Origin of the sequence: Deinococcus aerius (genome assembly GCF_002897375.1) — a bacterium.
Classification (GTDB): Bacteria; Deinococcota; Deinococci; order Deinococcales; family Deinococcaceae; genus Deinococcus; species Deinococcus aerius.
In genome coordinates this window covers 189,469-210,535 of sequence record NZ_BFAG01000001.1, presented here as the reverse complement: position 1 = coordinate 210,535, position 21,067 = coordinate 189,469, and the positions used below count along the sequence as shown (strand labels likewise).

The 21,067-nt window shown below is 71.4% G+C and carries 24 protein-coding genes; 15 read left to right on the top strand and 9 right to left on the bottom strand.

The genetic code is table 11. The features are described 5' to 3' along the window. On the top strand, positions 1–423 hold the full coding sequence (locus DAERI_RS21855; RefSeq protein ID WP_133161935.1) for a hypothetical protein: 423 nt from the start codon (positions 1–3) through the stop codon (positions 421–423). A gap of 45 nt (positions 424–468) precedes the next feature. Here DAERI_RS21855 and DAERI_RS00965 read toward each other — a convergent pair whose 3' ends face one another. Next, a complete protein-coding gene (locus DAERI_RS00965) occupies positions 469–1,059 on the bottom strand; it encodes a peroxidase-related enzyme (protein ID WP_103127610.1) in 591 nt (196 codons plus the stop codon). Positions 1,060–1,138: 79 nt separating this feature from the next. Between DAERI_RS00965 and DAERI_RS00960 the strand changes: the two genes are divergently transcribed. Next, positions 1,139–1,645: a DUF456 domain-containing protein gene (locus DAERI_RS00960; protein ID WP_103127609.1), complete on the top strand. Its 507-nt coding sequence runs from the start codon at positions 1,139–1,141 to the stop codon at positions 1,643–1,645. 79 nt (positions 1,646–1,724) lie between these two features. On the opposite strand, the gene DAERI_RS00955 is transcribed toward DAERI_RS00960, so the two are convergent. From DAERI_RS00955 to DAERI_RS00940, 4 genes are read right to left on the bottom strand one after another with little or no spacing between them, the layout of a single operon-like run. After that, positions 1,725–2,384: a YIP1 family protein gene (locus DAERI_RS00955; RefSeq protein WP_103127608.1), complete on the bottom strand. Its 660-nt coding sequence runs from the start codon at positions 2,382–2,384 to the stop codon at positions 1,725–1,727. 23 nt (positions 2,385–2,407) lie between these two features. Next, positions 2,408–2,782 carry a YkvA family protein gene (locus DAERI_RS00950; protein WP_103127607.1) on the bottom strand — a complete coding sequence of 125 codons (375 nt, stop codon included), beginning with the start codon at positions 2,780–2,782 and terminating at the stop codon, positions 2,408–2,410. 8 nt (positions 2,783–2,790) lie between these two features. Further along, entirely contained in the window at positions 2,791–3,759 is a 969-nt protein-coding gene (locus tag DAERI_RS00945; protein ID WP_103127606.1) for a CPBP family intramembrane glutamic endopeptidase, read from the bottom strand. 57 nt (positions 3,760–3,816) lie between these two features. Then, a complete protein-coding gene (locus DAERI_RS00940; protein ID WP_103127605.1) occupies positions 3,817–4,839 on the bottom strand; it encodes a threonine aldolase family protein in 1,023 nt (340 codons plus the stop codon). Between the two features lie 81 nt (positions 4,840–4,920). Here DAERI_RS00940 and DAERI_RS00935 point away from each other — a divergent pair, with 81 nt between their 5' ends. Then, on the top strand, positions 4,921–5,682 hold the full coding sequence (locus tag DAERI_RS00935; RefSeq protein WP_103127604.1) for a hypothetical protein: 762 nt from the start codon (positions 4,921–4,923) through the stop codon (positions 5,680–5,682). Positions 5,683–5,690: 8 nt separating this feature from the next. Here DAERI_RS00935 and DAERI_RS00930 read toward each other — a convergent pair whose 3' ends face one another. Beyond that, on the bottom strand, positions 5,691–7,706 hold the full coding sequence (locus tag DAERI_RS00930) for an elongation factor G (RefSeq protein ID WP_103127603.1): 2,016 nt from the start codon (positions 7,704–7,706) through the stop codon (positions 5,691–5,693). A 360-nt stretch (positions 7,707–8,066) separates the two neighbouring features. Here DAERI_RS00930 and DAERI_RS00925 point away from each other — a divergent pair, with 360 nt between their 5' ends. From DAERI_RS00925 to DAERI_RS00905, 5 genes are all read left to right on the top strand, one after another. Beyond that, positions 8,067–8,972, top strand: coding sequence for a PRC and DUF2382 domain-containing protein (locus DAERI_RS00925; protein WP_103127602.1), 906 nt, complete (start codon positions 8,067–8,069; stop codon positions 8,970–8,972). Positions 8,973–9,064: 92 nt separating this feature from the next. After that, on the top strand, positions 9,065–9,565 hold the full coding sequence (locus tag DAERI_RS00920) for a DUF2382 domain-containing protein (RefSeq protein ID WP_103127601.1): 501 nt from the start codon (positions 9,065–9,067) through the stop codon (positions 9,563–9,565). A 76-nt stretch (positions 9,566–9,641) separates the two neighbouring features. Then, entirely contained in the window at positions 9,642–10,325 is a 684-nt protein-coding gene (gene mnmC2 / locus DAERI_RS00915; RefSeq protein ID WP_103127600.1) for a tRNA (5-methylaminomethyl-2-thiouridine)(34)-methyltransferase MnmC2, read from the top strand. After that, positions 10,298–11,299 carry an NAD(P)/FAD-dependent oxidoreductase gene (locus tag DAERI_RS00910; protein WP_103127599.1) on the top strand — a complete coding sequence of 334 codons (1,002 nt, stop codon included), beginning with the start codon at positions 10,298–10,300 and terminating at the stop codon, positions 11,297–11,299. The genes mnmC2 and DAERI_RS00910 overlap by 28 nt, the downstream gene beginning before the upstream one ends. 35 nt (positions 11,300–11,334) lie before the next feature. Next, on the top strand, positions 11,335–12,336 hold the full coding sequence (locus DAERI_RS00905) for an isocitrate/isopropylmalate dehydrogenase family protein (RefSeq protein ID WP_103127598.1): 1,002 nt from the start codon (positions 11,335–11,337) through the stop codon (positions 12,334–12,336). A gap of 54 nt (positions 12,337–12,390) precedes the next feature. On the opposite strand, the gene DAERI_RS00900 is transcribed toward DAERI_RS00905, so the two are convergent. Together DAERI_RS00900 and DAERI_RS00895 are read right to left on the bottom strand one after the other, a co-directional pair. Continuing rightward, a complete protein-coding gene (locus DAERI_RS00900; RefSeq protein WP_235610156.1) occupies positions 12,391–13,119 on the bottom strand; it encodes a DUF6766 family protein in 729 nt (242 codons plus the stop codon). Positions 13,120–13,278: 159 nt separating this feature from the next. Further along, positions 13,279–13,776: a DinB family protein gene (locus tag DAERI_RS00895; RefSeq protein WP_103127596.1), complete on the bottom strand. Its 498-nt coding sequence runs from the start codon at positions 13,774–13,776 to the stop codon at positions 13,279–13,281. Positions 13,777–13,876: 100 nt separating this feature from the next. Between DAERI_RS00895 and DAERI_RS00890 the strand changes: the two genes are divergently transcribed. The 3 genes from DAERI_RS00890 to DAERI_RS00880 all read left to right on the top strand — a co-directional run bounded on the left by DAERI_RS00890 (position 13,877) and on the right by DAERI_RS00880 (position 16,908). After that, the gene (locus DAERI_RS00890; protein WP_103127595.1) at positions 13,877–14,872 is read left to right on the top strand and encodes a helix-turn-helix transcriptional regulator; all 996 of its coding nucleotides are present in this window, start codon (positions 13,877–13,879) and stop codon (positions 14,870–14,872) included. Between the two features lie 45 nt (positions 14,873–14,917). Then, on the top strand, positions 14,918–15,835 hold the full coding sequence (locus DAERI_RS00885) for a phospho-N-acetylmuramoyl-pentapeptide-transferase (protein WP_103127594.1): 918 nt from the start codon (positions 14,918–14,920) through the stop codon (positions 15,833–15,835). A 116-nt stretch (positions 15,836–15,951) separates the two neighbouring features. Then, positions 15,952–16,908 (top strand): class I SAM-dependent rRNA methyltransferase, encoded by a 957-nt coding sequence (locus DAERI_RS00880; protein WP_103127593.1) that lies wholly within the window; start codon positions 15,952–15,954, stop codon positions 16,906–16,908. 3 nt (positions 16,909–16,911) lie between these two features. Here DAERI_RS00880 and DAERI_RS00875 read toward each other — a convergent pair whose 3' ends face one another. Further along, positions 16,912–17,139 (bottom strand): hypothetical protein, encoded by a 228-nt coding sequence (locus tag DAERI_RS00875; RefSeq protein ID WP_103127592.1) that lies wholly within the window; start codon positions 17,137–17,139, stop codon positions 16,912–16,914. A 70-nt stretch (positions 17,140–17,209) separates the two neighbouring features. On the opposite strand from DAERI_RS00875, the gene abxC reads away from it, so the two are divergent. The 4 genes from abxC (at position 17,210) to DAERI_RS00855 (ending at position 21,054) form a co-directional block, all read left to right on the top strand. Further along, positions 17,210–17,854 carry a monothiol bacilliredoxin AbxC gene (gene abxC / locus DAERI_RS00870; protein WP_103127591.1) on the top strand — a complete coding sequence of 215 codons (645 nt, stop codon included), beginning with the start codon at positions 17,210–17,212 and terminating at the stop codon, positions 17,852–17,854. 215 nt (positions 17,855–18,069) lie between these two features. Continuing rightward, positions 18,070–18,891 carry a hypothetical protein gene (locus DAERI_RS00865; RefSeq protein WP_103127590.1) on the top strand — a complete coding sequence of 274 codons (822 nt, stop codon included), beginning with the start codon at positions 18,070–18,072 and terminating at the stop codon, positions 18,889–18,891. Beyond that, positions 18,888–19,313, top strand: a complete 426-nt coding sequence (locus DAERI_RS00860; RefSeq protein ID WP_103127589.1) for a DUF8082 domain-containing protein — start codon at positions 18,888–18,890, stop codon at positions 19,311–19,313. Before DAERI_RS00865 ends, DAERI_RS00860 begins: the two co-directional genes overlap by 4 nt. 124 nt (positions 19,314–19,437) lie before the next feature. Next, positions 19,438–21,054 (top strand): HAMP domain-containing protein, encoded by a 1,617-nt coding sequence (locus DAERI_RS00855; RefSeq protein ID WP_103127588.1) that lies wholly within the window; start codon positions 19,438–19,440, stop codon positions 21,052–21,054. Positions 21,055–21,067 lie beyond the last annotated feature (13 nt).

The following is a 21,067-nucleotide window of genomic DNA, read 5'->3' as shown; positions in this document are numbered from 1 at the left end:
ATGATTTTTGCTCAGCACAACTATTGGAACCGCCCTCTCAGCCTGGCGCTCGCCGGGGTAACGCTGGCGTGGGGGGGCTCGGCCAACGCGGGGGCACCGGGCCAGCCTGGAACGCAGGGGACCGAGTGCGTCGCCTCCTCCACATCCGATGCAGCGGCGGTGCAGGCGGCGGCGAAGACGGCCGCCCAGGAGAAACTCTCCTCGATGGCTCCGGTCTACCGGCTGATGTACGCCGACATTCAGTACCAGATCAATGTGGGCGAGGCGAACGTGCGGGGCGACACGGCCCAGGTGAGGGGCAGCATCACCGTGCAGGGCAAGCAGCGCCTGACGGGCAAGGTGATGGCGCAAACGTTCAAGGGCGTCGTGCAGCTCAACCGCGACGGTTGTGCCTGGAAGGCGACGAGCTACCAGCAGGCGTGAGGCGGGGGCAGGACGGGGGGTGAGACTCCCTCTCCCGCCCGCCCCTCACCGCCCCTGCGAGTAATATTCCGCGTTCGGGACGAAGCCGAGCGCGCTGCTCACCCGGTTTGTCAGGTTGAACATCCCGATGACCTGCACGAGTTCCATGATCTGGTGGTCGTCCAGACCCACCGCGCGCAGGGGCTCCAGGTCGGCGGCAGTAACCTCGGCGGGGCGCAGGGTCAGCTTCTCGGCATACTCGGCCAGCGTCCGCTCGCGCTCGGTCAATTCGGCCTGGCGCCAGTTCACGGCGACGGCATCCGCCTTTTGCGCGTCGCCGCTGAATTCCCGCAGGGCCGCCCCATGCGAGACCGCGCAGTACAGGCAACGGTTCCCGCTGCTGACGACCACCGCGACGAGTTCGCGCTCGGCGTTCGTCAGATACCCCTCCTTGTTCAGCAGCAGGTTGAAGTAGTTCCACCACGCCAGGAACTGCTCGCCGTTCACCGCCTGCGCCCGGAACACGTTGGGCACGAAGCCGATATTCGCCTCGGCCTTGCCCCACAGCTTGCGGACGCCCTCGGGCACCTGCGTCTCGTCGGGGACGGGCAGGAAGGAGATACGGTTCGTTCCGGCCTCGGGCTGGGTCGTGGTCATGGGGACAGCTTACTGCGCCCGCCTAACGGGCGTTAGGAACCCGGAACCTCCGCCCCTCTCACCCCGTACCCCGGAGCGTATGAGTCTCGCTTTCCTCGTCTTTCTGATCGCATGGATTATCGGCATGGTCGGGACCTTCGTGCCCGCCGTGCCCGCGACGGTCATCATCTTTGCCGGAACGGTGGCGGCCACCTTTATCGACGGGTTTCAGGTCTGGCCGGACCTGCCCTTTCTCCTCACCTTCGCGGTGATCACGTTCCTGATCTCCATGGTGGACAACGTGGCGTCGGCCTGGGGCGCGCGGCGATACGGCGGCAGCAAGCAGGCGGTGTGGGGGGCGCTGATCGGCGGCGTGGTGGGCATCTTCCTGCCATTCGGGTTGGTCGTGGGGCCGCTCGGGGGGGCGCTGGTCGCCGAGCTGTTCGTGGTCCGCAAACCTGTGCTGGAAGGGGTGCGGGCCGCCTGGGGCACCCTGATCGGCCTGCTGGCAGGCATCGCCGCGAAGCTGGTGCTGCACCTCCTGATCGGCGTTTACGAGCTGTGGAGGCTGTGGGACCCGGCGAAGAGCATCCTGAGTTCAGCCTGAGGCATTCGCTCAAGTGGAGGCGCGGACGGGGAGAGGCCCCCCCGCGCCTCCCTTTCCCGAGGGCAGGGCCGGACGTTCTCTAAAACAGCCCCGACAGCAGCGGCCCAAACCCAACCAGGGTCAGCAGCAGCACGGGCACCAGCGGCGAGAGGGTGCCCAGCAGGGCCCGCCCCCGGCTGCCCGTGAGGATCAGGAAGCCCCGGTAGGCGAGGACGAACTGGGCCAGCGTGCCCAGCAGCGTGAGCGCGATGGCCGCGCGGGTCAGTGGCGCCCCGGAGATGGCGCGCAGCACGTCGCTCCAGTCGGCGGGCAGGGCGAGCCCACTCAGGTTCGGCCCGGGCAGCACCAGCAGCAGCACGGCGAGCAGCAGGTACAGCGGCGGCAGCAGGGCGAAGGTCGCCCCGTACACCTCGGCCGCGCGGCCCTCCCGCCCGGCGCTCAGGTGGCCCAGCCCCCACATCAGCGCGGCGCTCACCACCGTGAGGAAGAACGTTCCGAACACGTTGCTGACGTGAGTGAGGAAGCCCGCCCCGCCGAGCGCCCCCACGGGCCGCAGCAGCAGCGCGTACACCACGCCCGCCAGCACGGCGGCGAGCAGAACAGGGGCGACGTAGCGCCAGGGGCGCGGCTCGGCGACGCGGAGCTTTTGGAAAAAGGCCCCGGGCGCCGTCAGCACCTCGGCGGCGAGCGGTGCCTCGGGGGGCGGGGGTGGGGGCGCGGGGCGGGAACGGCGGGCCACGGGGCTACTCTAGCGGCTGCGCCCTACCGGCTGGCCCACCACCGCCACAGCAGTCCCACGGCGAGCGCGTACAGCCCGAGCATCAGGAGCAGCCCCCACAGGCTCCGCGCCAGCCGGGCCGGTTGGGCCGCGGCCTGCGCCCGGGCGTCGGCGATGACGGGGGGCGGGATCAGGCGCAGGGCCAGCCACAGCCCGGCGGGCACGAGGAGCAGGTCGTCGAGCTGCCCCAGCACCGGGATGAAGTCGGGGATCAGGTCGATGGGACTCAGGGCGTAGGCGAGGACGAGCAGCGCGAGCAGCCGGGCGGGCCAGGGGGTGCGCGAGTCGCGGGCGGCGTGGCTCAGGGCGAGGAGTTCCCCCTTGAGGTGCCGGGCGAGGTCCCGCAGCCGCCGCAGCACCCCGGCCCTCAACGCAGGGCGCCGCGCAGGGTGGTGAGCGCCTGCTGGACGATGGGCAGCGTGTAGGCGGCGGAGACGAGGCCGAACAGCACGATGATCACGTAGGCCGCGCTTAGCCAGGGGCCGGGGGCGGAGCGGACCCGGGGGTCGGGCTTCGGCGTGAGCCACAGGTGCAGCACGGCGAGGACCACCACCCCGAAGAGCAGCGCGCCCAGGGCGAGGGGCCCGGCGAGCGCGGGATTCTTCAGCATCGCGGTCGCCTGTGAGGGGTCGCCCAGGTCGCGGCCCGCCACGATGCTGCCCAGCGCGACGGCCAGGGTGTTGTTCAGCGCGTGGACGATCACCGAGTTCCACAGGCTGCCGGTGTGCTGCACCAGCCGGGCGAGCGCGTAGGCGAGCGGCAGGATGCCCACCACGCTCGCCGGGACCCCGTGCGCGATCCCGAAGGCGAGGGAGGTCGTCACCGCCGCGACGAGAAAGCCCGCCGCCCGCTCGTGGCCGCGCAGCATCAGGCCCCGGAAGGCGACCTCCTCGGCGAAGGGGACGAGCAGCCCCGCCGCGAGCAGCAGCGGCCACAGGTCCGCCCCGCGGCTCAGGAACTGCGGGATCGCGTCCGCCCCGCCCGGAAAGAGCGTGACGTAGGCCAGCACGAAGGCCCGCGACGCCAGGAACGCCAGCACGAAGGCGGCCAGGGCGGTGCCCCAGGCGGGCGGCGTGCGCCAGCGCGTGTCGCGCACCAGGGCCGTCAGCGTCGGCCGGAAGAAGATGAGACCCACGAGCACGGTGCCCACGAAGGCCCCCAGCAACGACAGGCCCAGCGGGAGCCGCAGGCCCAGCAGCACCGCCGACACGACGTTCTGCGTAATCAGGAGCGCCAGCGCGGCCCGGTTGCCGTCCACGGCGCGGATACTGGGGGACGGCGCGGTGCCTTCCGGGGTGAGCGCGACAGGGGTGGGGGGCACGTCCGGGGCCGTCATGAGGGCCAGCCTACCGCGCGGGGCCGGGCGGGTGCGTCTTCCTTTCCGTTCATCCACTCATGCGGTCAGGACCCGGATCGCCTCCTCCAGTGCCTCGTCCGTCACCTGGTGGTGGAGCACGAAGCGCACGGAGTCGGGGCCGAGGGCGCTCGCCAGCACGCCCGCCGAGGCCCAGCGGGCGACCTGCCCCGCCGCATTCGGCAGGGTCACGTAGATGATGTTCGTCTGCACGGCGGCGAGGTTGACGCTGTACCCGGCCTCCACCAGCGCCTGGGCCAGCCTGCGGGTGCGGCGGTGGTCGGCCTCCAGGCGGGCGGGACCGTCCCGCAAGGCGACGAGGGCGGCGGCGGCGAGGATTCCGGCCTGGCGCATCCCCCCGCCCATCATCTTGCGGTAGCGGTGGGCCTGCTTCATGGCGGCGGCGCTGCCCACGAGGACACTGCCCACGGGTGCGCCCAGCCCCTTGCTCAGGCACACGCTCACCGTGTCGAAGGGGCGGGTGATCTCGACCACGGGCACGCCGAGCGCGGCGGCGGCGTTGAAGACCCGCGCCCCGTCGAGGTGCAGGGGCAGGCCCTCCTCGTCGGCCACCTCCCGGATCGCGGCGATCACGCCCAGGGGAATCACCGTTCCGCCCGCCTTGTTGTGGGTGTTCTCCAGGCTGATGAGGCCCGTGGGCGACTGGTGGATGGAGTGGCGCACGGCGAGGCGCACCGCCTCCGGGTCGGGCACGCCAAGTGGGGCGGGCACGAAGCGCGGCACCACGCCGGAAAAGGTCGCCATCATCCCCAGCTCCCACTCGTAGATGTGGCTCCCCTCGGCGCAGATCACCTCCTCGCCGCGGCGGGTGTGCAGGGCGATGGCGACCTGGTTCGTCATCGTGCCGCTGGGCATGAAGAGCCCGGCCTCGTGCCCGGTCAGGCGCGCGACCTCGGCCTGAAGCGCGTTGACGGTCGGGTCCTCGCTGTACACGTCGTCCCCGACGGGGGCCTGCGCCATCGCCTCCCGCATTTCCGGGGTGGGGGTGGTCACGGTGTCGGAGCGGAGGTCGGCGATCACGCGGGGCAGGGTGGCGGTCATGGGGGGAATGCTACGAGGTTGGGCGAGGGCGAATCGTTCCCTGGCTCAGCTGGGCGTCAGCCGCGCCGGATAACTTCGGGCATGGCGCCCACGTCCCGTGTCGGCCTGGCCCTCTGCGGCCTGATCCTCCTGGCCGCCTGCCGGGTGCCGGGGGAGAACCGCGGGAACGCCTCCCCCGCTGCATCCGTCCTGCACGCCCCCCGAACAGGCATGAGCCTTCAGGCCCTCCGGGAGATGTACGTGGGGCGCGACGTGTGGGTATACGGCGGCGGCCCCCTCACCTGCCGGGTGGGGGGCGGCTTCGTGGATTTCATGGACTCGCCCCTCACTCCCGTTCACGTCGTCAGCCTCAGTCGGCCTCACCGCAAAACCGCCGTGCCGCTGCGGGGCGGGACCATCCTCCCGCGAACCGTCGAGAATCCCATCGTGGTGCGGTTCCGGCTTCCTGAGGGGTTTCGGGCGGTCTTCGGTGCTGGCACTGGCCCGCACGCGGACCCCTTCCGGCCAGCGGCGAGCGGGGCTTGCCGGGAATTCGACGAACTCTACGCGGACGAGGGGCACCTGGGCCGGGAGTTGAGCCTCACGCCCCCGCCGAACAGGGTGCGGAACCTGGTACGCCGCTCGTGGCCCTGGCTGCCCGGGCAACCTCCCTCCCTGGAGGGCCTGACCCACCTGGAAGCCCTCTGGGTGAGAGGAGCCCCCGAGGCCCCCCTCACCGATGTCCACGCCCTCCTCCAGTCCCGGCTGTGGACGTGGTACGGCCCGCCGGGACGGGGGGACTGGACGCTGAGCTTCGAGGGCGACCGGGTAGTGGCGCAGACCGAGCCTTCCCCCTCGCCCTGACGCCTCCCCTACCCCGCTGCCGCCGCCTTCCGCGCCTCAATGACCTTTTTCGCCAGATGCTCGGGCACCTCCTGGTAGCCGTAGGGCTTCACGCTGAAGGCGCCGCGGTCGCCCGTCAGGCTTCTCAGGTCGGCGGAGTACGTCTGGAGTTCGGACTGGGGCACGACGGCCGTGACGGTGATGACGGTGCCCTCGGGGTCCATGCCCTGCACCCGGGCGCGGCGGGTCTGGAGGTCGCCGATCAGGTCGCCGGTGAACTGGGCGGGCGCGCGGACCTTGAGGAGCATGACGGGTTCGAGCAGGACCGGCCTGGCCCCCTCCACCGCGTTGCGGAAGGCGAGCGCCCCGGCGGTGCGGAAGGCGAGGTCGCTGGAGTCCACGTCGTGGTAGGAGCCGTGGGTGACGGCCACGTGGACATCCTGCATGGGATAGCCCGCGAGCGGCCCCCTCTGCATCGCGTCGCCCACCCCCTTCTCGATGCTGGGGAGGTACTTGGAGGGAATCGCGCCGCCCACGACCTCCGAGCGGAAGGAGAAGCCCTCGCCGGGGTCGAGCCGCAGGTGGCAGTCGCCGTACTGGCCGTGCCCGCCCGACTGCTTCCGGTGCTTGCCCTGCGCCTGCGAGGAGGCCCGGATGGTCTCGCGGTAGGGGATCTGGGGCACGCCCGTGTCCACGTTCACGCCGAGCGCGGCGAGTTTCTCGACCGCGATGGTCGTGTGCATGTCACCCATGCCGGACAGCAGGAGTTCACCTGTCTGGGGCTGGCGCTCGAAGCGCAGGGTGGGGTCCTCGTCGAGGAGACGGGCCACCGCCCCGCTCAGACGGTCCTCGTCCAGGCGCGTTCTCGGGAAGAGGGCGACCGTGTGGGCCGGGTCGGGGAGGATCAGGGGATCGTACTCAATGGGATGGGCGGGGTCGGCCAGGGTGTCGCCGGTATGCAGGTCGGGGAGCTTGGTCAGGACGCCGACCATTCCGGCCCGCAGCTCGGGCACCTCGGTCAGCTCCTTGCCGCTCACGACGTACAGGTGGGCGGGTTTGACATCCACCCCGCGCGTCGTGTTCCGCAGCGTGTCGCCGGGGCGGATCGTGCCACTCCAGACACGGATGTACGCGAGCTTGCCCACGTAGGGGTCCACACTGACCCGCCACACCCGGGCCGAGGCGGGCGCATCGGGCGTCGGCTCGCGCGTCTGCCCGTCCACCCCCGTGACCACGCCGCGCTCGGAGGCGCTCCGCAGGCCGTCCACCATCAGGCCCAGGAGTTCGGGCACACCCACCCCCGTCTCGGCGCTGACCGGGATGACCGGGTAGAGGGTGCCCGCGTGGACGGCGCGCAGGAAGGCCGCCCGCAGCTCATCGGTGCCGATCTCCTCGCCCTCCAGGTAGCGGGTCATCAGCTCGTCGTCGGTCTCCACGATGGCGTCCACCAGGGCCTCGCGCGCCTCGGCCAGGGCGGGGCGGAGTTCGCCGGGCACCTCGTCCTCATTCGCGGCGAGCACGTCGACCACTCCCCGGAAGCCGGGCCCCTCCCCCACCGGCAGGAAGGCCGGGGCGACCGGACCCCTCAGGCTCGCGCGGATGTCGGCCAGGACCGCGGAGAAGTTCGCGCGCTCGCGGTCCATCTTGGAGATCACCACGATCCTGGGCATGGCGAAGCGGTCGGCGGTGGCCCACACGCGCTCGGTGCCGACCTCCACCCCGCTCACGGCGCTGACGAGGACGAGGACGGAGTCCGCCGCCCGGATGCCGCCGCGAATCTCGCGCACGAAGTCGGCGTAGCCCGGCGTGTCGAGCAGGGTGAGGTCGGTGCCCCGGTGCGAGAGCCGCAGCACGCTCGTGGAGATGGAAAAGCCGTGGGCCTTCTCGGCGTCGGTGTGGTCACTCTGGGTGGTGCCGTCCTCCACCCGCCCGGCGCGTAAAAGAGCCCCGCTTTGGACCAGCAGGGCTTCGGCGAGCGTCGTCTTTCCCGCGCCGCTGTGCGCGGCGAGGCTCACCACCCGGACAGGGACATTCTGAGACTGCACAGGGGACCACCAGACCTTTCCGTGAGGCAGGAAGAGGAGGGCGGGCGACCACACACCACGCGGGCAGAGGTGAATTGAGGTGCGAAAAGCTTACACCCGCGCGGCGCCCAGGAGTGCGGCCAGGGGGCGCGGAGCCGACCTTCCCAGGGCGCCTCCCCTGGTGCGGCCCGGTGCCCTTTCGGAACCTGCCGACCTGCTCGGCGACGGCATTCTTCAACGCGGTGTGAATCATGACCTCCATCTCAAGGTCGGCTCAGGGTGGGCTTTAGGTCGGGCTCAGCAGAATGTGGGCTTTTCCACCGAGACTTGGGCGGTACGGGGAACGCCCTGCACAGCATTCCATCCCCAACGGAGGACCTTATGACGATGCCCCAGAATTCCCTGATGCGCCTGTCCGACCTCAACCGCGACAACAACCTCGACCTGTCGGGCGAGGGCGTGTACAACCCCAGCGGCAACACCGCCTACGGGGTCGGCGGCGAGAAGATCGGCACCGTGCGTGACGCGCTGGTGGACAGCTCGACCGGCCGCATCCGTTACCTGATCGTGGATGTGGGTGGCTGGTTCTCCTCCAAGGAAGTCATGGTCCCCGTGGGCGAGGCCCGCTTCGCGGACGAGGGCGTGTACTTCGACAACCTGACCAAGGACCAGGTGCGCGACCTGGGCGAGTACCGCTACGACCAGACCTACACCTACGACCAGAGCGGCACGGACCAGTCGTTCAGCAACTCCTCGCTGGCCGCCGACGAGCGCGTGCTGCGCGGCGCGAGCACCGACGCGACCGCCTACCGCGAGCGGGCCTTCCGCACGCCGGACCGCCTCCAGCTCCTCGAAGAGCGCCTGATGGTGAACAAGGAGCGGTTCCAGGCGGGCGCGGTCGAGATCGGCAAGCACGTCGTGACCCACCAGGAGACGGTCAATGTGCCCCTCCAGCGCGAGGAGGTGGTCATCGAGCGCCACGCGGTGACCGACGCCCGCCCCGTCGAGGGGGCCGTGCTGGGCGCGGCGAGCGAGACGGTGCGCGTGGACCTGGAGGCCGAGCGCGCCAACGTCCAGAAGCAGGCCTACGTGACCGAGGAGGTCGAGATCGGCAAGCGCACCGTGACCGAGACCCAGCAGGTCACCGAGACGATCGGCCGCGAGGTTCTGGACGTGAACAAGACGGGCGACGTGCGCCTGGAGAGCGGCGACACCAGTACGTCCAGCAGCACGACCTCCAGCAGCACCACGTCGAGCAGCACGACCGACCGCGACCGTAACCTGTAAACGCAACACGTCGGGAGGGCGGGGGCAACCCCGCCTCTTTCACGCTCCGCCCCCCGGCTGGGGGAGGGAGCGCCGGGCAGAGGGGGGAAGGCATGGACGAGCAGGATCGGGAGAGGCAGCAGGGGGCCGGGGAAACGCGCGTCACCGAGGTCCGGGAGGGCAATGTCCGGGAGGTCGTCGAGCGGCTGCGCCTGCACGAGGAGCGGGCCACCGTCGAGGTGATCCCCGAGAGCATGGGCAGCGTCACCGTCCGCCGGGTGGTGCGCGAGCGCGAGGAGACGGTGCCTATCACCCTGCACAGCGAGCATCTGGAGATCACCGTGCAGGAGGGAACCGGAGGCCGCGTCACCATGAACGGCGAGACGCTGGAGGTCGGCCGCACGTACGAGGTGCCGCTGTACGAGGAACGCGCCGTCGTCGAGAAGCGGGTGTATCCCCTCAGCGACGTGACGATCAGCAAGCAGGCGCGGACCTACACCCAGACCGAGCGGCTCACCCTGCGCCGCGAGGAACTGGACGTGGAGGACCCCCAGGGCCTTATCCGTGACCGGACCCTCGCCGAGGGCACGGGCGGCACCGACCCGCAACCCTGACCGCCCGCCTGCCCCGGGGCTGGAAGGCGAGTTCTTCCAGCCTTTTGGCTTCCCCCCGCCCGTATCCTGACCGGGTATGAACGGCGGTTCCGGCAGCCCGGCGGGCGAGATCATCCTGACCCCCGACGGCTCGCGCACGGCCCTGAGCGCCCGGTACGGCGAGGCGTATGGCTCGCGGCACGGGGCGGCGGGGCAGGCACGGCACGTCTTCGTGGAGGGCACGGGCACGACCTGCCATCCCCATCCCCGTGTGCTGGAAGTAGGCTTCGGCCTGGGCGTGAACTTCCGGGCGACGCTGGCGGATGGCGCCTGGCGGGGCGTGCCGCTGGAGTATGTCGCCTACGAGTTCGACCCCGCGCCTGCGGAGGTGCTGCGCTCGGTCGCGGAGGACGGGGAGGGGGCGGACCATCCGGCCTGGGCGGCCCTGCTGGCAGGCTGGGGTGGGGAATCGCCGTTGCGGGTGGAGGCGGGGAAGGTCAGACTCACCGTTCACTTCGAGGATGTTCTGACGGCCCCCCTCCCGCTGGGCTGGGCAACCGCCCTCTACCTCGACGGCTTCTCGCCCGCGCGCAACCCCGAGGTGTGGACGCCCGCGTTCGTGGGGCGGCTGGCCGGGGCGCTCGGGCCGGGGGGCGTCCTCGCCACCTACAGCGCCGCCGGGCACGTGCGCCGGGCGCTGGCGGCGAGCGGCCTGACGGTGGAGAAGCGCCCCGGCCCTCCCGGGAAACGCGAATGCCTGCGGGCGGTGCGGGGGGCGTGAGCGGGGCGCCTCACCTCCTGGTGATCGGTGGCGGCGTGGCCGGGGCGTCCGTCGCCTCCTTCGCCGCCCGGGAAGGAGCGCGGGTGACGGTCGTGGATGCTGGGCGGCACCCCGCCAGCCACGTCCCCTCGGCCCTCGTCAACCCGGTGCGGGGGCAGTCGGGGCAGGTGGACCCCCGCGCGCTGGAGGGGATGCACCTGACCTGGGCGCTGGTGGACGGGTTGCGGGAGGCCGGGGTACACGTTCCCCACGGGCGGGAGGGGGTGTTGCGGCCCGTTCCCGATGACCGGGTGCGCCAGAAGTTCGGGCGGAACCTGCCCCCGGAGTTGCCGCACGTCTGGCTCGCGCCGGAGGCCGCGCCCGTTCCCCTGGCACCCGGTTGGGCGCACGTCCTGCACCTGCCCGAAGGGGGCTGGGTGGACGGCGAGGCTTTTACGGCGGGTCTCCTCACCGTCGCCGGGGCGGAGGTGGTGCGGGCGCGGGTGACCGGCTGGGACGCCCGTTCGGTTTTGCTGGAGGGAGGCGGGGTCTTGCGGGGGGATGCGGTGGTCTGGTGCGGAGGCTCGGTCGGCTCGGGCTGGGCGGGCGAGACGGGGACGCACCGGGCGGGAACACTGCTCACCCTGGATCACCCGGTCACTTCTGTGCCGGTCAGTTTCGGCGCCTACCTCGCTCCAGCCGCCCCCGGTGGCGTGCTGGGCGCGACCTTTGAGGCCCCGACGCCCACCTGGCGGGAACCCGACCTCCCCCTCCCCTCGCTGCGCTGGCTGCTGGGCAAGGCGGACGCCCTGACGGACCTGGGCGGCACGCGGGTGACGGGGCAGTGGAGCGGCACCCGGCTCTCCGGGCTGGTGGCGGGACGGACGGCGAACGGCACCTGGCGCCTCTCCGGGCTGGGGAGCAAGGGCTTCCTGCTCGGGCCGCTGCTGGCGCGTCACGTCGTCGGTGACGTACTCGCCGCGTGCCAGGTGTGACGCTCCCCTTGGCAAAGGTCTAGACTGGCGGGGTTATGGCGAAGTACCGCATCTGCTTGATCGAGGGGGACGGCATCGGCCACGAGGTCATCCCCGCCGCCCGCCGGGTTTTGGAGGCGTCGGGCCTGGACGCCGAGTATGTGACGGCGGAGGCCGGATACGAGTACTTCCTGGAACACGGGACCAGCGTGCCGGGGGCGACCTACGAGGCCGTCGAGAACACCGACGCCACCCTCTTCGGCGCGGCCACCAGCCCCAGCGGCGAGAAGCCCGCGGGCTTTTTCGGGGCGATCCGGCACCTGCGGCGCAAGTACAACCTCTATGCCAACGTGCGCCCCACCCGCACCCGCCCGGTGCCCGGCGCCTACGAGAACGTGGACCTCGTGATCGTGCGCGAGAACACCCAGGGCCTGTACGTCGAGCAGGAGCGGCGCTACGGCGACACCGCGATTGCCGACACGGTGATCACCAAGGACGCCAGCGAGCGCATCGGGCGCTTCGCGGTGGACCTCGCCCTCAAGCGGCGGGGGAAGCTGACGGTCGTTCACAAGGCCAACGTGCTGCCCGTGACCCAGGGCCTGTTTATGAACACCGTGCTGGAGCAGGCGCAGGGCCGGGAAGGACTGACCACGAACACCATGATCGTGGACAACGCGGCGATGCAGCTCGTCCGCAACCCCGCCCAGTTCGACGTGATGGTCATGACGAACATGTTCGGCGACATCCTCTCGGACCTCGCCGCCGGGCTGGTGGGCGGGCTCGGGATCGCGGCGAGCGGCAACGTGGGCGACCAGTTCGGCATCTTCGAGAGCGTGCACGGCAGCGCGCCCGATATCGCCGGGCAGGGGATCAGCAACCCCACCGCCACGATTCTGGCCGCCGTGCTGATGCTCGACCACATCGGCGCGCACGACGTGGCCCGCCGGATTGACGACGCCGTGAACACCGTGCTCACCGAGGGGCCGCGCACCCGCGACCTGGGGGGCACGGCGGGCACGCAGGAATTCACCGACGCGGTGATCGCCCGGCTGGGCTGACAGGGCAAAGGCGAAGGCCGGGGGCAGGATTCCCCGGCCTCCTTCTTTCCTCGCCTATTCCTCACCCGTCTGGCTGTTCGGCGCCTCCACCGGCTTCGACTGCGACGACCCCACCTGGCGCAGATAGATCGTCAGCACGACCATCGCGCCGATGGCGAGAAACTCGCTCTGCCAGTTCTGGAGGGACTGGAACCAGAGCTGGGACGTTTCCAGAAACTGGAGGGGCGTCACGGCCTGTCCCCCATGCTCGATCTGCTCCTGGCTGTACTCCATCGCGCCGCTGATCACGTGGATGGCGAACGAGAGCAGGAACAGCACGAGCAGCGCGATGGACAGGGAGTTGCGGTAGAGGACGAGCGCCAGCCCACCCCGGTTCACCGGAACCGGGGCGGCGGGGCTGGCCTGGCTCCCCCCGGACTCGGCCTCGCCGCCCTGCTCCTCGTCCGGGTAGGGGTTCGATTCCGACGAGCCGCGCTGCTTGAGGTAGACGGTCAGGACCACGAAAAAGCCCATCTGGAGGAACTCGCTCTCCCAGTTCTCCCCGGTCGCCTCCCAGAAGTGGCTGGTATGGAGGTACTGGGTGTAGGTCACGGTCCTCTGCTGGTGACCAACCTGATCCTCGTTGTAGTTCTTGAATCCGGCGAAGCTCTGCCCGCCCCAGAACAGCAGGAACAGGCCGAAGACCACGATGGAGAGGGCATTGTTGCTCCAGAAGCGGCGCAACCCCCCAGGCTGGAACTTGCCCGACCGGGGGGCAGAGGGATGCAGCGATTGCTGTGACATGGTACGGCCAGTCTAGAAAGCGTGGGAGAATACTGTCTCTGTGTTTCACCAAAGCGTGTTTACCTCCAGGGAGGGTGCGCTGGGGGTCCGTCATGCCCAGGGGGGCGCGACGACGAGGGACCGGAGCAGCCACGCCTGAGGACCGACATGCACAGCGCCTCAACGTTCATAGAAGGCGGGCGGCTGAATGCCCAGGGCGCGCAGGTACACGTAGCCCTGCCCACGGTGGTGAATCTCGTTTTCGATGGCGTACAGCACCGTATCCAGCGGCGAGAAGTGGCCCCAGGCCATGTCCCGCTTCTCCTGGTAGCGCTCCGGCGGGTAGACGGGCACGGCGGCCTCCAAGCGGGGCGTCTGCTCATCCCACGCGGCGAGCAAGCGGCGCGGTCGTGGGGGGGCCGCCCCGGCGGGCGGGGTCCATGACCAGTCCCCCGTGTTCAGCCCCCTGAGCACGTAGTCGGCCAGGCCCACGACCTCCCAGGCCAGCTCCCCGAAGGGCCGCATGGGCGGCGCGGCGGTAAAGGTGAAGAGCTGGTCTTCCGGGAACGCCTCTATGACCCGCCGGGTCAGGCGCCGGTTACCCTGCCAGTGGGCGAGCAGGTACTCGGGGGACACCAGGGAGGGCGTGAGGGCGGGGGCAGCGTCGGTCTGCGTCATGGATCCTCCACCGAAGGCGAACCGAGAGGGCCGCTTTCTGCCTCCAGCGTAACCGTGATTCCCGTCAGGACCCGTCGTCTTTCCGTGTCACACTGGCACCATGTACGACCCCTCCATGCGGGTGCTGACCGTGCTGGAACTCCTCCAGGCGCACGAGCGCGTGACGGGCGCGGAGCTGGCGCGGCGGCTGGAGGTCAGTTCGCGGACGGTGCAGCGGTACATCGCCCGCCTTCAGGACCTGGGGATTCCGGTGGAGTCCACCCGGGGGGTGGGGGGCGCGTACCGGCTGAAACCCGGCTTTCGGTTGCCGCCCCTGATGTTCAGCGGGGAGGAGGCGCTCGCGCTGGCGCTGGGCCTGCACGCCCTGCACCACCTGGGGCTGACGGCGCTGGCCCCGGCGGTGGCGGGGGCGGGGGCCAAGCTCGCGCGCACGCTGCCCCACGCCCTGCGCGAGCGGGTGCGGACCCTGGAGGACGCCGTGCAGCTCGACGCCTCCCCCTGGACGATCCCGACGGACGCGGGCGTCCTGGCCTGCCTGCTCGCCGCCGTGGGGGCCGAGCGGACGGTGGCCTTCGACTACCGCTCCCATGAGGGCACCCGGACCCGGCGGGAGGTGGAGGTGTACGGGGTCGTTCACCTGGACGGGCGCTGGTACGCCGTGGGCCGCTGCTGCCTGCGGGACGCGCTGCGCTCCTTCCGCCTCGACCGCATCTCGGCCCCCGCCGAGCTGGAGCGGCCCTTCACCCGCCCGCCGGACTTCGACGCCCGGGCCTACCTGCGCGCCACCCTGCCCTTCGTGCGCGCGCCCTTCGAGATCGAGGTGTGGCTGGACCTCCCGCCGGAGGAGGCGGCCCTGCGCTTCTGGCGGGTAGCCCTGGAACCCGACCCCCTGCGGGGAGGAACGCGGCTGCGCTGCACCCGGGAGCATCTGGAGCCCTTCGCGGCCATGCTGCTGGGGCTGGAGTGCGTCTTTGTGATCGACGGCCCGGCGGGGCTGCGGGAGGTGTTCGGGAGGCTGGCCGAGCGGGCACGGGCGGCCTCCCTGGGCACCCCGCCCGGGGGCTCCCGCGTCCCCCATGCTAGTCTCCCCGGTTGAGATGCCGCTTCTTTTCATGATCTGGCTCACCCTCCGGGGCCGCGCGTGATCGCCCTCTGCGCGCTGCTGTCGTGGTTCCTCGTCGGGCTGTTTATCCGGCTGAGCAAGGCGCGCGGCTGGGGGCAACCCATTCGCAAGGAAGGCCCGCAGACACACCTGCAAAAGGAGGGCACCCCCACGGCGGGCGGCGTCCCCTTCGTCCTGGCGCTGGCCCTGGTGTTCTTCCCGCTGCATTTCACCGGCCACGCGGGCGGCGAGCGGGAACTGCTCATCATGCTGACCGCGCTCGGCATGGGCGTGATCGGCGGCATCGACGACCTGCTCAAGGTTCGCTCGCGGATGCGGGGTGGGGGCAAGAAGGAACTCCTGGCCCGCGAGAAGTTCCCGCTGCAAATCCTGGTCGGCGCGGCCTTCGCCTCCTTCGCCGCGCCCCTCGCCTCCCACGAATTGCTGCCGGGCCTGGGTCAGGTTCCCGACATCATCCTGCTGACGCTGGTGATGGTGGGGGCGGTGAACGCCTTCAACTTCACCGACGGGCTGGACGGGCTGCTGGCGGGGGTGGCGATCATCGTGCTGCTGCCGCTGCTGGCGGTGTCGCCCGTCTCGGCATTGCTGATCGCCGCCCTGCTGGGGTTCCTGTGGTTCAACGCCCACCCCGCCCGGGTCTTCATGGGGGATATGGGAAGCCACGCCATCGGGGCCATCGCGGCGGGGGCCTACGTGCTGTACGCCGACGTATGGCTGCTGCCCCTGGCGGCGATCATTCCGGTCGTCGCCGTCCTCAGCGTCGTCATCCAGGTCATCTCCTTCCGCCTCCGCGGCAGGCGGGTGTTCCGCATGAGCCCCATCCAGCACCACTTCGAGCTGAGCGGCTGGCCCGAAACGCACGTCACCCTGCGCTTCTGGGTCATTACAGCGGTGGCGACGGCGGCGGTGTGGTGGATTCTGGGGGGGAGGCCGTAGGCCGTGAGTGGGGAGTAGTCAGTGGTGAGTGGGAGCGGGGGCTTTTGCGTCTGCTCCCGCTTTCTTTTTCCACTCACCACTACCCACTGACCACCAACCTCCCTACACTTGCCCCCGTGATCCGCCCATTCCCCGACCTGCCCGCCCTCTTCGCCCGGCGTGCCCATCTTCCCGGCGAGGGGACGACCGTGTTCCGCGCGGCCCACACCACCGAGACGGGCGGCCTGTTCGCGGTGGACGTGGCGGGGGACACGGCGGTGCTGAGCCTGTATGCGGACCTGAGCGGTGAGGAGGAGGCAAGGCTGGCCGAGGCCTGCGGGGCGTTGCCGGGAGTGGCCTCGGTCTACCTCAAACGCCGCCCGGTGGAGGCCCGCCACATGGCGAACGTGGCGCGGGAGTGGCTCTCTCCGCCGGACCCGGTCTGGGGCGAGGCGCGGCCCGAGGTCGTGGCGCTGGAGAACGGGGTGCCCTTCCTGCTGCGGCCCGGCGCGGACCTGAGCATCGGGCTGTTCACCGATGCCCGCCCGCTGCGCGCCTGGGTGCGGGAGCACGCCCCGGTGGGGGGCCGGGTCCTGAATACCTTCGCCTACACCTGCGGGTTTGGGTTGAATGCGGCCCTCGGCGGCGCGGAGGTGGTGAAGAACGTGGACCTCTCGCGCAAGGTGCTCGCCTGGGGGCAGGAGAACTACGCCCTCAGCGGTCTCGCGGCCCCCGACACCGACTTCCTGTACGGCGACGTGTTCGAGTGGCTGGGCAGGCTCAGGCGGCGGGGCGACGAGTTCGACCTCGTGATCCTCGACCCGCCCTCCTTCGCGCGGGGCCGGGGCGGCGTGTGGCGGGCCGAGCGGGATTACGGGCGGCTGGCGGCGCTGGCGGTGGGGGTGCTGGCACCCGGTGGAAGGCTCCTCGCCTTGACCAACCATGCGGGCGTTAGCAACGCGGCCTTCGAGCGGATGGTCGCGGCTGGGCTGGGGGAGGCCGGGCGGCAAGGGAAGGTGACGGAACGTCTGGGACCAGGTGAGGACTACCCAGGGGCCACGCACCTCAAGGCACAGGTTTGGACGCTGAACTGAACTTCAGCTCCGCGGCGGCACAAAGGGTGAGGGCTCGCCCCCGATGAAGGTGCAGGCCACGTCGCCCAGCGGAACCTCCTCTCCCACATCGCCGTGGACAGCAATGACATGACGCAGGAGCACGTCCACGACCTCGCCCGAATGCATCTGGCTCAGCTCGCCAGCCGTCACGAAGCCGCTCACCGTGACATTCCCGAGGGTGAAACTCACGAATTCTGTGGCGTCCGACATGCTCGACTCTAGCCCCCGCCCTTGTGGCCCGCCTCACTTCACTTTCTAAAGTGGGGCGTATCCTGGGGGCATGACCCAGAGCGTGACCGACCACAAGCAGGTGCTGCTGCCCCTCACGACGCCGGAGGAGGTGGACGCCTTCCTCCAGGAATACCCGCTGGCGGCGGTGTTCAAAGCGGGAACCTGTCACAAGACCATGCAGGGCTTCGGCGTGCTGGAGACCTTCCTGCAACGGCACGAGCTGCCGGTGGGCTTTATCCGGGTGGTGGACTGGCGCCCCGCGAGCAACCACGTCGCGGAGATCACCGGGATTCAGCACCACAGCCCGCAGTTCATCCTGTTCCGGGACGGGCAGCCCCAGTTCGAGGTGAACAACTGGGACATCACCCCGCAGGCGCTCGCCCCCGTGTTCGAGGCGCAGGTGCCCCACCGCAGCGGTGAGGGCGCGGTGGCGACCGACGACAACGTGGAGCCCTACCGCCGCCTGATGCGCGCCTACCTGGACGGGGGGCTCAGCGACTGGGCCTTTCAGGACCAGTACGTGACCCTCTTCCGCGACGACGCCTCGCTCCGCAGCCAGCGCGAGTTCGAGCTGCTGTCGCGCCTGTTCGGCGACCCCGACGCCTACCACGGCGGCCTGCACCAGCTCGGCGCTCCCCAGGGACGCGGCGACCTGAAGGCCCGCGTGCAGGCGCTGCTCACCGAACTCGGCTGACCTCCGCACTCCCCCGACCGCCCGGCCCATGCCGCGGCGGTTTTTCTGTTGCGAGCAGATGAGCGGCGGATGTTGGCCAGGTCAAGACCTCGGGGGTGTAAGCGGGCGGTAAGACCCCATGCGGTGTGATGACGGGAGCAGAGCCCGCCGTGCCGCTCCCGCCAGGGGCCGCGGCCCGAATCCCCGCCCTCTCTCCCCACGGACCCCTGCACGACATGCCCCAACCCCGCCTGCCCCTTCCACCCGGCCGCGCCGTCTACTCGCAACTTCACACCGACCACTACCCCTGGACCGAGGTGACGGTGGACCTCGCCGCCCGGCAGACGCAGGGCCTGAGCGGCGTGTTCGACGCGCAGCAGGGGCCGGGCTGGGCGCGCTTCGTCTGGGTGCGCGGCACCCTGCGCGGCGGCTTCTCCGCCGGGGGCGACGTGACCTGGCCCGCCGCCCTCGCCGCCCTGCCCCGCGCTCAGGTCACCCTGGCGGCGGTCGACCCGGCGGTCGCGGACCTGGTGTGGGCGAGCCGCACCTGGGCGCCCCAGCCGCTGGAGGGCCTCTGGCCGACCCCGCAGGCCGCCCTGACCCGCGAGCGCTTCTCCGGGGTGCTGCTTGGCGGCCCCGCGTGCAGCTTCTGGGAAGGCGGCCAGCCCCTGGACGGCACCCTGCCCGCCCCGGGCGCCGCCTGCGTCGCGCTGCCGCGGCTGCCGGGGGGGCCGGGAGGAAGGGAGGCGCTCCTGACCTTCTGGACCGACCTGATCGCCGCCGCGCACCGCGTGTCCCCGCTCGACGAGGCGTGGCGGCAGGTCAGCGTGCGGCTCAGTGAACACCACCCCTGCCTCGACCCCTTTGCCCGGGAGGTGACGGTGGCGGGCGGGCGGCTGCGGGTGGACCCCGACCTCCCCCTCGGTGAGGCGCAACCCGCGCTGCTGGGCGCTTTCCAGGGCACGCTCGCCCGGCTGGGGCTGCGGCTGGCCGACCTGCCGCTCGCCGAGTTGCGGACGCGGCCCGAGTGGGCGTCCAGCGGACTGGAGAACACATGACCGCCCCCACCTCCGGCAGCCCCCGCGTCACCTGGCCCGCCGGGCTGACGGACGACACCCCCCTGCCCTTCGCCCTGTGGCGGGTGATGCACCACGTGGACGGCAGGCGGGGCACCGAGGAGGTCGCCCGCCTCGCCGGGATCGCGCCCCAGGACGTGCCCCCCCTGGTCGCCCAGGCCGCGACCTGGGCCAACCGCGCCGCGCAGCGCACCCAGCCCGTCACCGAGGCCACCGCCCGGGCCGTGACCCAGTGCGTGATCGCGGTGATGGGTCCCATGGGCGAATTCGTGGTGGACGACGTGCTCGACGAGCTGGGGGACGGCATCACCCTCAGCACCCTGCTTTCCAAGGTAGCCGCGCAGCTCAGCGAGGCGCAGGTGCAGGCCTTTGTGCGCCAGCTCCGGGCGCGGGGCATTGCATGAGCCGCCCCGACCCGCTTTTCCCGAGCGGGACCACCCCTCCTCTTTCCCGGCACTCCAGACAGTGGTGGCCCGGGGGCGCGTTCCAGAAGGGGACGGCCCACCCGGCGACCAGGAAGGGCAACCCATGAAGTACACGGTCGTGATTCGCCAACCCGTCCCCGATGAGGTGCGTTCCGTGCTGGAACAGCAGCTCGTGGAGCGCTTCGGCCTCTCCCCCGAGCAGGCGCAGCGCCTCGCCGCCCGGCGCTCGGGCCGCCTGATGAAGCCCACCGGGAGGCCCCGCGCGGACCTGCTCCTCCAGGTCTACCAGGATGTGGGCGCGCAGGTCGCCCTGGAGGAGGTGCGTGAGGAAACGGGCGTCCTCTCCGAGCCGTTCCAGGCCGTCGCGTCCGGGCCCTCGGTCATCCGCGCCGTGCCTGAGCCGGAGGGCGGCGTGGTCCTCGCGCCCCCGCCCCCCGATTTCGGCGCCCCCCTGCCCCAGGGCGGGGGTCTGGGCACGCCCCAGGCCGGACCCTTTGCCGCAGCCAGCCGCGGCGAGACGGGCGTTCTGACCCTGCCCGCTCAGGATGACAGCGGCTGGCTCGCCGCCGACCCCTTCGCCCCGGCGGGCGACCCCTTTGCCCTGCCCGGCGCGCCCAGCGGGGAGGCCGACCTGCTCGGGGGAACCCGGACTTCGGGAGCGCCGCCCGTCCCCACGGCCGACGCGGCCACCCCGGGAGCCGACATCTGGTCGGACTTCACGGGGGCGCTGACCCTGGACAGCGGGGCGGCCAAGCCGCAGGAGGAGCCCGCCTCCCCCGAGATGTTCCTGACCGCCGGGGCCGAGGAGGCGCGCGCCTCGTTGGGCCGACGCCGCAGCCTGGCCCGGCAGATGGCCTTCGGGGCGCTCGCGCCGCTGGCGCTGTCGACCGCCGTGACGCTGGGCCTGCTCACCGCCATCCTGCCCAGCCTCCAGCGGCAGCTCGTGGCGCAGAACGCCGAGGCGGTCGCGGTCGCGGTGGGGACCAGCCTGGACACCCGCGACCAGGAGACGGTGAACGCGCAGCTCGACGCGCTGCTGCGCCGCTCGTCGGTCGGCTTCGTGCGGGTGGAGCTGCCCGACGGCACGACCTACTTCCGCAGCCAGAACCCGCGGCTCGACGGCACCCTCCAGGGCCGGGTGGCGACCTTCCTGCGGGAGAACCCCGAGACGGGCACCTTCGTGAGCAGCGGCAGCGCCGCCGACGCCTACCGCGAGCAGCTCGCGCAGCTCGAGGCGGTCGGGGCGGGCGACTCGGCCCAGGCCCGGGAGCTGCGCGCCGAGGCCGAGCAGAAGGAGAACCAGCGCGCTGAGCGCAACAGCTACATCGTGAGCCGCCTGGGCGTGGTCGAGACCCAGGCCGGCCAGCGCAGCACCGTGGACGCCACCCAGGACAGCTCTAACCTGCTGTACCGCATCGCGGTGGGCGTGCCCAACACCCAGGCGGCGATCAACCTCCGCAACACGCTGCTGCTGGTGCTGGGCGTGTCGCTCCTCGCCCTGGCGCTCGCGGCGTCGCTCGCCGTCCGCTCGGCCCGGCGCGTCGTGCAGCCCATCGAGCGTCTGGTGAAGGTCGCCGACGCCATCAGCATGGGCGACCTGACCCGCCCGGTGCAGGCCGACCGCAACGACGAGATTGGCGACCTCGCTCAGGCGCTTGAGCGCATGCGCCTGAGCCTGGAGGCCGCGATGGACCGCCTGCGCCGCCGCAAGCGGGCGTAAGAACAGCCCCTCC